The organism is Diaphorobacter ruginosibacter, from assembly GCF_040396215.1.
GTDB classification, from domain to species: domain Bacteria; phylum Pseudomonadota; class Gammaproteobacteria; order Burkholderiales; family Burkholderiaceae_C; genus Diaphorobacter_A; species Diaphorobacter_A ruginosibacter_A.
Window position 1 is genome coordinate 1 of sequence record NZ_JBEBOW010000122.1, and the last position, 11,333, is coordinate 11,333.

8 protein-coding genes are annotated in these 11,333 nt (G+C 64.8%); 1 reads left to right on the plus strand and 7 read right to left on the minus strand.

What is annotated here, in order from left to right; all coding sequences use genetic code 11:
• Nucleotides 1–274 precede the first annotated feature (274 nt).
• The 7 genes from ABWP92_RS13850 to ABWP92_RS13880 form a co-directional block, all read right to left on the minus strand.
• Complete coding sequence (locus ABWP92_RS13850; protein WP_353235978.1) at nt 275–1,453, minus strand: ribonucleotide-diphosphate reductase subunit beta; 1,179 nt, start codon at nt 1,451–1,453, stop codon at nt 275–277.
• 135 nt (nt 1,454–1,588) lie between these two features.
• Nucleotides 1,589–4,522 (minus strand): ribonucleoside-diphosphate reductase subunit alpha, encoded by a 2,934-nt coding sequence (locus tag ABWP92_RS13855; RefSeq protein WP_353235979.1) that lies wholly within the window; start codon nt 4,520–4,522, stop codon nt 1,589–1,591.
• Nucleotides 4,523–4,886: 364 nt separating this feature from the next.
• Nucleotides 4,887–5,498, minus strand: a complete 612-nt coding sequence (gene ampD, locus ABWP92_RS13860) for a 1,6-anhydro-N-acetylmuramyl-L-alanine amidase AmpD (RefSeq protein WP_353235980.1) — start codon at nt 5,496–5,498, stop codon at nt 4,887–4,889.
• Nucleotides 5,488–7,038 (minus strand): sigma-54-dependent transcriptional regulator, encoded by a 1,551-nt coding sequence (locus ABWP92_RS13865; RefSeq protein ID WP_353235981.1) that lies wholly within the window; start codon nt 7,036–7,038, stop codon nt 5,488–5,490. Before ABWP92_RS13865 ends, ampD begins: the two co-directional genes overlap by 11 nt.
• A gap of 15 nt (nt 7,039–7,053) precedes the next feature.
• Complete coding sequence (locus ABWP92_RS13870) at nt 7,054–8,751, minus strand: sensor histidine kinase (RefSeq protein ID WP_353235982.1); 1,698 nt, start codon at nt 8,749–8,751, stop codon at nt 7,054–7,056.
• A gap of 31 nt (nt 8,752–8,782) precedes the next feature.
• A complete protein-coding gene (locus tag ABWP92_RS13875; protein ID WP_353235983.1) occupies nt 8,783–9,025 on the minus strand; it encodes a PP0621 family protein in 243 nt (80 codons plus the stop codon).
• Between the two features lie 2 nt (nt 9,026–9,027).
• The gene (locus tag ABWP92_RS13880; RefSeq protein WP_353235984.1) at nt 9,028–9,828 is read right to left on the minus strand and encodes a cytochrome C assembly family protein; all 801 of its coding nucleotides are present in this window, start codon (nt 9,826–9,828) and stop codon (nt 9,028–9,030) included.
• Nucleotides 9,829–9,923: 95 nt separating this feature from the next.
• Between ABWP92_RS13880 and ffh the strand changes: the two genes are divergently transcribed.
• Entirely contained in the window at nt 9,924–11,315 is a 1,392-nt protein-coding gene (gene ffh / locus ABWP92_RS13885) for a signal recognition particle protein (protein ID WP_353235985.1), read from the plus strand.
• The last annotated feature ends 18 nt before the right edge of the window (nt 11,316–11,333 follow it).

An 11,333-nucleotide genomic window follows, 5' to 3' on the forward strand; every position in this document is an offset into this window, starting at 1 on the left:
GCCGGGGCTGCCTTCTTGGCTACGGTCGCCTTTTTCGCAGGTGCTGCCTTCTTAGCAGCGGTTTTCTTCGCAGTTGCCATCATTTTCTCCTTGGGTCGATTAGCAAAGAGCACCCTGTGTCTACTTTGGACACAGAGAGATTCATGGCGGCGAGAAACTGGATGTCGATCTCGCACGCCACAAATGCGGTAACACCCCCGCACCGCGCCTCGGGCGGGCGCTTGGTTGCGGGGGTGCGGTTGAAAAACATGGCCTGCTGTAATTGGATGATCAATTAGTCCCAGGACAAGGCGCCGCCGGATTGATACTCGATGACCCGCGTCTCGAAGAAGTTGCGTTCCTTCTTCAGGTCGATCATCTCGCTCATCCAGGGGAACGGATTTTCTTCATTGGGGAACAGCGCTTCCAGCCCGATCTGCGTGGCGCGGCGATTGGCGATGTAGCGCAGGTAGCTCTTGAACATCGAGGCATTCAGGCCCAGAACGCCGCGTGGCATGGTGTCTTCGGCGTAGCGGTATTCAAGATCCACGGCCTTGACGAACAGGGCCTTGATCTCTTCCTTGAACTCGGGAGTCCACAGGTGCGGGTTCTCCAGCTTGAGCTGGTTGATGAGGTCGATGCCGAAATTGCAGTGCATCGACTCGTCGCGCAGGATGTACTGGTACTGCTCGGCCGCGCCGGTCATCTTGTTTTGACGGCCCAGCGCCAGGATCTGCGTGAAGCCGACATAGAAGAACAGGCCTTCCATCAGGCAGGCGAAGACGATGAGCGACTTCAGCAGCATCTGGTCGGTCTCGGGCGTGCCGGTGTTGAAGGACGGATCCATGATGGCCTCGATGAAAGGGATCAGGAATTCGTCCTTGTCGCGGATCGACTTTACTTCGTTGTATGCGTTGAAGATCTCGCCTTCGTCGAGGCCCAGCGATTCGACGATGTACTGGTAGGCGTGCGTGTGGATCGCTTCCTCGAACGCCTGGCGCAGCAGGAACTGGCGGCACTCGGGCGCCGTGATGTGGCGGTAGGTGCCCAGCACGATGTTGTTGGCGGCCAGCGAATCGGCCGTCACAAAGAAGCCCAGGTTGCGCTTGACGATGCGGCGCTCGTCTTCGGTCAGGCCGTTGGGGTCCTTCCACAGTGCGATGTCGCGCGTCATGTTCACTTCCTGCGGCATCCAGTGGTTGGCGCAGGTGGCGAGGTATTTTTCCCAGGCCCACTTGTACTTGAAGGGGACCAGCTGGTTCACGTCCGTCTTGGCGTTGATGATGCGCTTGTCGGCGGCATTCACGCGTTGATGGGCTGCAGGCGATGCGGCGGGTTGCGATGCGTCCGATGCGACGGTCTGCGGCGCAGGTTGCGCGAAGGCGGACGCGGCATCCGCAGCGTGGTTTTGTTGAGAACCACCTGCCGTTGTATTTTGCGATGAGGGCTTGACTTCTTCGTCCCAGGTCAGCATACGTTTTCCAGTGCTCGAATTATGAAAGCAGCGCCTCAAAAAGAAAAGCGCTGCGGTGATGCTTCGCCAAGTTTTGTTGCTTCATCGCACGTGCGTTGTTATGCGAAGCACCTCGAACGCACGTGCGCAATGCCTTTATTGGCAGGCTTCGCAGCCCGGATCATCGATCGCGCAGAACTTGATGTCCGTGGCTGGAACGCTCGCGGCCTGTACCTGCGCGGCAGCGGCCGCAGCCTCCAGAGCGTTGGCTGGCGCGGCTTTCGGCGCTGCGCCCGCATTGCCTTCATTGCCTGCGGAGACGGCGTTGAGCTGGCGGCCGCTGACCGTGCTCATCTCCACGTGCGTCGCGGATTGCGTGCGCAGGTAGTACGTCGTTTTCAGGCCACGAATCCATGCGAGCTTGTAGGTTTCATCGAGCTTCTTGCCGGATGCGCCAGCCATGTAGATGTTCAGGCTCTGCGCCTGATCGATCCATTTCTGGCGGCGTGCCGCGGCTTCGACCAGCCATGTGGGCGCTACTTCGAACGCGGTGGCATAGAGGTTCTTCACTTCCTGCGGCACGCGGTCGATGGGCTGCAGCGATCCTTTGAAGTGCTTCAGGTCCATCACCATCACGTCGTCCCACAGGCCCAGGCTCTGCAGGTCGCGCACCAGGTATTGGTTGACGACGGTGAACTCGCCCGACAGGTTCGACTTCACCGACAGGTTCCCGAAGGAGGGCTCGATCGATGCGTCCACGCCCACGATGTTGGAGATGGTGGCGGTCGGCGCGATGGCCACGCAGTTGGAGTTGCGCATGCCGTCCTTGGCGATCTTGCCGCGCAGCGCGTTCCAGTCGAGCGTCGAAGAGCGATCGACTTCGACATAGCCGCCGCGCTCCCTGGCGAGCAGGTCGAGCGAGTCGATCGGCAGGATGCCGCGCGACCACAGCGAGCCGTCGTATGTGGAGTAGGTGCCGCGTTCCCGCGCCAGTTCGCTGGATGCCCAATAGGCGTAGTAGCAGATCGCCTCCATCGATTCGTCGGCGAATTGCACCGCGGCGTCGCTCGCGTAGGGAATGCGCATTTCATACAGCGCGTCCTGGAACGCCATCAGGCCCATGCCCACCGGACGGTGGCGCATGTTCGAGTCCTTGGCCTTCTGCACTGCGTAGTAGTTGATGTCGATGACGTTGTCGAGCATGCGCATCGCCGTGCTGACGGTCTTCTTGAGCTTGTCGTGGTCGATCCTGCCGTCCTTGATGTGGCGCGCCAGATTCACCGAGCCGAGGTTGCAGACGGCGGTTTCGCAGTCGCTGGTGTTCAGCGTGATCTCCGTGCACAGGTTCGAGGAGTGCACCACGCCCGCGTGCTGTTGCGGCGAGCGGATGTTGCAGGGGTCCTTGAAGGTGATCCAGGGGTGGCCGGTCTCGAACAGCATCGAGAGCATCTTGCGCCACAGGTCGACCGCGGGGATCTGCTTGGACAGGCCGATCTCGCCCGATGCCGCCTTGGCTTCGTAGGCGCTGTACGCCTTCTCGAACGCGCCGCCATACAGGTCGTGCAGGTCCGGGACATCGGCGGGGCTGAACAGCGTCCACTGTCCCTTTTCCATCACGCGCTTCATGAACAGGTCGGGGATCCAGTTGGCCGTGTTCATGTCGTGCGTGCGGCGGCGGTCGTCACCGGTGTTCTTGCGCAGCTCGAGGAACTCCTCGATGTCCAGGTGCCAGGTTTCCAGGTAGGTGCAGACCGCGCCCTTGCGCTTGCCGCCCTGGTTGACCGCGACGGCCGTGTCGTTGACCACCTTGAGGAACGGAACCACGCCCTGCGATTCGCCGTTCGTGCCCTTGATGTGCGAGCCCAGCGCGCGCACGCGGGTCCAGTCATTGCCCAGGCCGCCCGCGAATTTGGAGAGCAGTGCGTTTTCCTTGATCGACTCATAGATGCCGTCGAGATCGTCGGGCACCGTGGTCAGGTAGCACGAGGACAACTGCGAGCGCAGGGTGCCGCTGTTGAACAGCGTGGGCGTGCTGGACATGAAGTCGAAGGACGACAGCACTTCATAGAACTCGATGGCGCGCGCGTTGGGGTCCTTCTCGTTGAGCGACAGGCCCATGGCCACGCGCATGAAGAACGCCTGGGGCAGTTCGATGCGGGTTTTGCGCACGTGCAGGAAGTAGCGGTCATACAGCGTCTGCAGCCCGAGGTAGTCGAACTGCTGGTCGCGCTCGGCCCGCAGCGCGGCGCCCAGGCGCGGCAGGTCATAGTCCAGCATGCGGGGGTCGAGCAGCTCGTTGTCCACGCCCTTCCGGATGAATTTCGGGAAGTAGTCCGCATAGGCGGCCTGCATCCCTGCGGGCGCGACGTCGGCTTCCAGCACTTCGCGCACGATGGTGTGCAGCAGCAGGCGGGCGGTTGCGTAGGTGTAGCCGGGGTCTTTCTCGATCTTGGTGCGGGCGGCCAGGATGGCGGCCTTCAGCACTTCTTCCATGGGCACGCCGTCATACAGGTTGCGCATGGTCTCCGTGACGATCGGCGCCGCGGTCACGCCTTCGCCGAGGTTGGCGCAGGCCGACTCGATCAGCGAGTGCAGGCGCAGCACGTCGAGCTCCACGCGCTGGCCGTTTTCCAGCACATGCATGGCGGGCACTTGCGGCAGCAGCTGTTCGCGGCGCTGCGCGCGTTCCTGCGCGCGGCGTTCGCGGTACAGCACATAGGCGCGCGCGACTTCGTGGTGGCCGCCGCGCATCAGGCCGAGCTCGACCTGATCCTGCACGTCCTCGATGTGGAACGTGCCGCCGCCCGGGCGCGAACGGGTGAGCGCGTACACGACGGACTGCGTGAGGTTGTCCACCACTTCGCGGATGCTGGCCGATGCGGCGCCCTGGGCGCCGTGGGTTGCAAGAAATGCCTTCATCATCGCCACGGCGATCTTCTGCGGCTCGAACGGCACGACGGCGCCGTTGCGGCGGATGATCTGGAACTGGACGAAATGACTGCCGGCGGCCGCGCTCTTGGGGGCAGGGGAGGCAGTTGTCTTTGCGGGCGCGTGGCTCGCTTCATTGGCTGGGTTTTGAGCAGCTTGCATGAGTTCCTCTATTGGAGCATTCAGGAGCAGAACAGCGGGTCTATCAACGGCGCTGCGCTATCGTCAGGTGCATGACACGGGAGGCCGTGACACACTATATCTGGGGTGTCTGTGCGCTGCAAGACACTATCTGTAGTGTAGCCGCTGCGGCGGCATGTCTGAAGGAAATCGGGTCCGCGGACGAGATCGCGGAGCCCGCGGACCGCTTCCAGCCGCCGGTGCGGCGGCGTTTGAATGGCGAAACCGCCGGTGGGTGCGACCTATCCGGCAATAAGCTCCGCAAGCCCGCATGCAGCGGGGAAAAGCCTGGGAAAAGAATCCTGGATGTCTTCGCGAGGCGAAGACCACGTGCTGGGGTCGGCTGCTAGTAAATGGGTGGAAACCACCAGCCCAGATCACACAATTTGTTGCGTATTTTCCGCCATTCGAATCCCGCGCCCGGGTCGTGCTTGCGCCCGGGCGCCACATGTTCATGGCCCGCGATGAAGCGGATCGGATAGCGGCGCGCCAGGTCCCTGCACAGGCGGGCCAGCGCGGCATACTGTGCTTCGGTGAAGCATCCGCCCTCCAGTCCTTCCAGCTCGATGCCGATCGAGTCGTCATTGCAGTTGCCGCGCCCGCGAAAGTGGGAGCGCCCCGCATGCCAGGCGCGCCGGTCGCAATCGACGAACTGCGTGAGCGCTCCCTTTCTGTCGATCACGAAGTGGCTGGAGACCTCCATGCCGCGTATGGTGTCGAAGTAAGGATGCGCGTCCCAGTCCAGGGAGTTGGTGAACAGGCGCTCGATATCGCCCGTGCCGTACTCTCCCGGAGGCAGGCTGATGGAGTGCACGATGACGAGGTCGATGCGGGCTCCCTCGGGGCGCGGCCCATGGTTGGGCGACGGGGTGTGGCGGGCTTTTTCGTACCAGCCGCGATTCCAGCGCGCCTGCGGCCTGCCGGGCGAGGCGCCGCCGGGGCTGCTCTCAGCCCGCATGGTCGGGACCGCCTTCGGTTTCGGAGATGTTCAGGCGTTCGATGCGGTAGCGGATCTGGCGCAGGCTGATACCGAGCCGCGCGGCGGTGGCGGTGCGGTTGAAGCCGGATTCGCGCAGCGCGCGCACCAGGATGTCGCGCTCCTGCTTGTCCAGCCAGGCCTGGAGATCGCGCGGCACGGGCGCGTCGCTGGGATAGGGCGCGGGGGCTTCGCCCGGCCGGGCCGCGGGTTCGGCGGGCGCGGAGACGGCATCTTCACTTGCGAGCGCGGGGGGCTGCGGAGCTGGGGGCATGTTCGTGCCCGCCTGGCTCGAGGGCGGATCGACGAACAGTTCATCGCCGTCGCTCAGTGCGACGGCGCGGTGCAGCAGGTTTTCCAGTTCGCGCACGTTGCCGGGCAGCGGGTGCATGGAGATGCGCTGCAGCGCCGCCTGCGTGAGCCGGGGAACCGGCATGCCGGAGTCCCTGGCGATCCGCCCGAGCAGGGCTTCGCACAGCGCGGGCAGGTCTTCGCGCCGCTCGCGCAGCGGCGGGATGGTCAGCTCGATCACGTTCAGCCGGTAATAAAGATCCTGGCGGAAGCGGCCCGCCGCCACTTCGGCCGCGAGATCCTTGTGCGTGGCGCTGACGATGCGCACGTCCACGTTCTCCTCTTGCGTTGCGCCCAGCGGGCGCACGCTGCGCTCCTGGATGGCGCGCAGCAGCTTGGACTGCATGGGCAGCGGCAGATCGCCGATTTCGTCGAGAAACAATGTGCCGCCGCGCGCCGCCTGGAAGAAGCCTTCGCGGTCCGCGTTCGCGCCGGTGTAGGAGCCTTTGCGCGCGCCAAAGAATTCGGCCTCCAGCAGGTTCTCTGGAATCGCCCCGCAGTTCACGGCGATGAGCGGTCCCTCGGCGCGCTGGCTGCTGCTGTGCAGCGCGCGCGCGACCAGTTCCTTGCCGGTTCCAGATTCCCCGCGCACCAGCACCGGGGCCATGCTGCGCGCCACCTTGGCGATGCGCTGCTTCATATGGCTCATGGCCTGGGAGTCGCCGACCAGCTGCTGCAGAGCGCCCGATGCCGCCGCCCCCGCAGAGGCTTCGTCGTTGCGCGCAATGGCCGAGGCCGCATGGTCCGCATTGCGGGCGCCCATGGCGCTCGGGCCGACGCCGGGAGCGGGAACGCCGCCGGTGCCTTGCACGGCGGATGCCACCACGGAGCGGAACTGCTTGAGATCCACGGGCTTGGTGAGATAGTCGAACGCGCCGGCGCGCAGAGCCTCGACGGCGTTTTCGGCGGAGCCATAGGCCGTCATGACCACGCAGCGCTCGGGCCGCCTGGCCTCGCGCAGGTAGGCGAGCACTTCCATGCCATAGCCGTCGGGCAGCCGCATGTCGGTGATCACCGCATCGAACCGCTGCACGCGCAATTGCTGCAGCGATTCCTGCACCGACGCGGCGGTCTCCACCCGGTAGCCTTCACGCAGCAGAGTCAGCTCGTAGAGGGTTCGCAGGTCGGGTTCGTCATCGATGACGAGAATGGATGCGGCGTATGCGGACATGGGTTCGTTGGACTGTCAGACCATGATTGTGTCAAAAAGTGAGGCCGTCCCGGAGAGCCGGAGCGATTGGCGGAAACTGACGATGAATATATTGCCCTCGATGTCGCCGCGGTCCAGCGGCAGGATGGAGCGTTCGTAGCGGATGGTCGCTCCGTGGCGGCCGCACAGCTCGCGGCTGATATAGAGCCCCAGTCCGCTGGAGCGGCTCTCCGAGGAGAAGAACGGCTCGAACAGATGCTGCTCGACCGACTTCTCGAGCGGCGCTCCGTCGCTCCATACATAGACGAAAGCGGCGCCTTCGGCCGTGGTGCCGGACTGGATGCACATGGAGTCTTCATGCGCGCCCTTGTAGCGCAGGGCGTTGTCCATGAGATTGACGAGCACGCGGCGCAGGTGATCGGGATCGAAGTTCACTTCGGCCTGCGGGGCATCCAGCCGCAGCAGGGCCTTGCGCCGCGCCGGGTCCTGGCCCTGCCAGTCATGGACCATCTGGCGCACCGAGTCGTCCAGCGCGATGCCGGGCGAGGGCGCATTGTCGATCTGGTGGCGAACGCGCGCGATGTCCAGCACTTCCTCCGTGATGCGGGTGAGGCGGTCGGCGTTCTGGCGGACCATCTGGCTCAGGCGCAGTTGCACGGGGTCGTTCAATTCTTCCTGCAGCAGCGCGTTGGCCTGGAGGATGGCGGCCAGCGGATTGCGGAACTCGTGCGCCACCGCCGCCGACATGCGGCCCATGGCAGCCAGCTTCTCGGTGCGCAGGCGGGCCTCCATTTCGCGCAGGTCCTGCAGGAACACCACGCACAGCACATCTTCGGGCTCCTGTGGGCGGTGCGCGGGAATGCCGCCGTGCTGCGTCGTCAGCCAGGTGCGCGCGCGCAGGCCCATGGGGCTGTGGCCGCTCTGCGGTATGGCGATGTCGGCGGATTGCTGGGTCGCGTTCTCGAACGTCTTGCGCACCAGCGCGAGCAAAGGCTCCCATTGGGGAAGCTGGCTCAGCTCGAACGGCATGGCGGCCGGGGCCGCATCGCCCAGCAGCAGCCGGGCCGAGGGATTGACCAGCCGGACCGTGTCCTGGCGGTCGATCACCAGCACGCCTTCGCCGAGGTGCTGCATGACCAGTGCGCTCACGTCCTCCTGGGTCTTCGCCGCAATGCGGTTGCGCCGCGCTATTTCGTGCTCGGCATGCAGCTTCACGGACAACTGGTGCACCAGATAGGTCACGATGAAGAAGCCCACGCATGTGAGCGCGGCCTGCAGATAGCGCCGCGTGCTGTCGCCCGCCGAATGGTCTGCCGCCCACAGCGAGCTGGCCAGCAGCACGATGGTGATGATCGACGTGGTGCCCAGCGCCATCATCAGCGTGCCGAGCATGCCCGCCATCAGCACGGGCAGCCCGTATAGCGGCGTGTAGCTCAGCACGTCACCGGCGAAGATGTGCAGGTAGCTGAACATGACGATGTCCACGCCGATGGTCGGCAGCCACTGCGGCCCCGGCTGCGGCGACGGAACCGTGCGCGTGAGGATGCGCACCAGCAGCGTGAGCGCCAGATAGGCCACGCAGATGGCCAGCGTGTCGGGGTTGACCGGCAACTGCCAGATCAGCCCCGCCGCATGCTGGAGCGTGAACAGCAGCGCCACCATGACCCGGCCGTTCAGGAACGCGAGCCAGATCCGCAGGAAGGTGTTGTTGCCGATGCGTGGGGTGTTCAGCACGGTGCTGCGCTTGTCGAAGGCCGGGCGGGGCTCAGTCCGCCGGGCCCTGTTGCCTGTGTTCCGCGCAGCAATAGTGGCGGCCGTCCCGCCCCAGCGCGTCGCTCACCGGCAGCATCAGCCCGCAGCGCGCGCAGGGCACCATTTTCTCCTGGGAAATGCCCTTGGGCGCACGCGGCGCGGCCTTGCCCTGGCGTTCCGCGGCGTCCAGCCGCTGCTGCTTGCGCCAGATCTGGTAGGCGATCACCAGAACGATGAAAAGCAGGAGGTATTTCATGATCATGTGCCGGCCTTGGCTAGAAGCACTTCGAGCACGAAGCGCGAGCCCACGTAGGCCAGGAGCAGCAGGACCGCGCCCGCGTAGAGCACGTTCACCGCATGGCGGCCGCGCCATCCAAAGCGCGAGCGCCCGATCAGCAGCACGGCGAAGGTGATCCACGAGAGGACCGAGAACACGGACTTGTGGTCCCATATCCAGGCGCGTCCATAGATCACTTCGCCAAACAGCCAGCCGGCAATCAGCGTGGCGGTCAGCACGACGAAGCCGGCGGTGACGAAGCGGAACGTCAGGCGCTCCAGCGTGAGCAGCGGCATGCCCGACGGCGAATCCGCGGCCAGGCGGATGTGCTTTTCAGCGCGCGTCATCAGCCAGGCGTGCACCACGGCGGCGGCGAACAGGCCGTAGGAGGCAATGCCCAGCGTCAGGTGCAGCGGCAGCCAGGGTGAAGAAAGCGCGTGCAGCGGCTTGCCGGGAAAGATCACGCCCAGCAGCACGGCGGCCGCGCCAAGGAGCGTGAGAACCCAGAGCGCGCGCATCTGCGGAAAGAACTGGCGTTCCACCAGGTAGGCGATCAGCACCAGCCATGCCGTCATTGACAGCGCGGGAGCGAAGCCGAAGTGCGGCGCCTGCCCCAGCAGCCCCCATGCGACCGAAGCGCCGTGGAGCACCCATGCCAGTGTCAGGGCGATGCGCGCCTGCGATGACGAAAATCGTGAGCCCGCGATGGCCGACACCACATAGATCACGGCGGCCGCCAAGGCCAATAGCCATCCGAGCGGGGAAGCACTGGGTAAAATCATAGACTTACAGTTTAGCCTTTCGCCCGCTCTTTTCGGGCCAAACATCGCAGCATCTGCCGGTTCACCGGCCCATTTGCTGCCTCTGGAGCATCCACATGGCTTCCGCGCTCACCGATAAACTCTCACGGCTCGTCAAGGAGATGCGTGGCCAGGCCCGCATCACCGAATCCAATGTCCAGGACATGCTGCGCGAAGTGCGCATGGCCTTGCTGGAAGCCGACGTCGCACTGCCTGTTGTGCGCGATTTCATCGCCCGCGTCAAGGAGAAGGCGCTCGGGCAGGAAGTCCTGGGCAGCCTCAAGCCAGGCCAGGCGCTGGTGGGCATCGTCAACAGCGAGCTCGCGGCGACGATGGGCGACGGCGTCGCCGACATCAACCTGAACGCGCAGCCGCCGGCAGTCATCCTGATGGCCGGCCTGCAGGGCGCGGGCAAGACGACGACGACGGCCAAACTTGCACGCCACCTGATCGACAAGCGCAAGAAAAAGGTGCTGACCGTATCGGGTGACGTGTATCGCCCGGCCGCCATCGAGCAGCTCAAGACCGTGACCGCGCAGGCCGGCGCCGAGTGGTTCCCATCCACGCCGGACCAGAAGCCGCGCGACATCGCCATCGCCGCGCTGGACTATGCCCGCAAGCATTACTTCGATGTGCTGCTGGTCGATACGGCGGGCCGCCTGGCGATCGACGAGTTGCTGATGCAGGAGATCAAGGACCTGCATGCGGTGCTCAAGCCGGTCGAGACCCTGTTCGTGGTCGATGCCATGCAGGGCCAGGATGCGGTCAACACGGCCAAGGCGTTCAAGGAGGCCCTGCCGCTCACCGGCATCGTGCTGACCAAGCTCGATGGCGACTCGCGCGGAGGCGCGGCGCTGTCGGTGCGGCAGATCACCGGCGCGCCCATCAAGTTCGCCGGCGTCTCGGAGAAGATCGACGGCCTTGAGGTGTTCGACGCCTCGCGCCACGCGCAGCGCGTGCTCGGCATGGGCGACATCGTCGCCCTGGTCGAACAGGTCACCAAGGGCGTGGACATGGAAGCCGCCCAGAAACTGGCTGAAAAGGTCAAGAGCGGCGACGGCTTCGATCTGAACGACTTTCTCGCGCAACTGCAGCAGATGAAGCAGATGGGCGGGCTCTCCACCCTGATGGACAAGCTGCCCACCGAGCTTGCGGGCAAGGCGGGCCAGGTCGACATGGACAGGGCCGAGCGCGAGGTACGCCGCAAGGAAGGCATCATCTGCTCGATGACCATGAAGGAGCGCAAGCACCCCGCGCTCATCAAGGCCACGCGCAAGAAGCGCATCGCGGACGGCGCCGGCGTGCAGGTTCAGGAAGTGAACCGGCTGCTCAAGGAGTTCGAGCAGATGCAGGCCATGATGAAGAAGATGAAGGGCGGCGGGCTCATGAAGATGATGAAGCGCATGGGCGGCATGAAGGGGATGAAAGGCATGATGGGCGGCGGCGGAATGCCCAAGCTGCCGTTCTGACCTGCCGCGCGGGGAGCG

Coding starts and splice junctions, on each gene's coding strand:
- ABWP92_RS13850 (WP_353235978.1), bottom strand. CDS start 1,453: ATGCTGACCTGGGACGAAGAAGTCAAGCCCTCATCGCAAAATACAACG.
- ABWP92_RS13855 (WP_353235979.1), bottom strand. CDS start 4,522: ATGCAAGCTGCTCAAAACCCAGCCAATGAAGCGAGCCACGCGCCCGCA.
- ampD (WP_353235980.1), bottom strand. CDS start 5,498: ATGCGGGCTGAGAGCAGCCCCGGCGGCGCCTCGCCCGGCAGGCCGCAG.
- ABWP92_RS13865 (WP_353235981.1), bottom strand. CDS start 7,038: ATGTCCGCATACGCCGCATCCATTCTCGTCATCGATGACGAACCCGAC.
- ABWP92_RS13875 (WP_353235983.1), bottom strand. CDS start 9,025: ATGAAATACCTCCTGCTTTTCATCGTTCTGGTGATCGCCTACCAGATC.
- ABWP92_RS13880 (WP_353235984.1), bottom strand. CDS start 9,828: ATGATTTTACCCAGTGCTTCCCCGCTCGGATGGCTATTGGCCTTGGCG.
- ffh (WP_353235985.1), top strand. CDS start 9,924: ATGGCTTCCGCGCTCACCGATAAACTCTCACGGCTCGTCAAGGAGATG.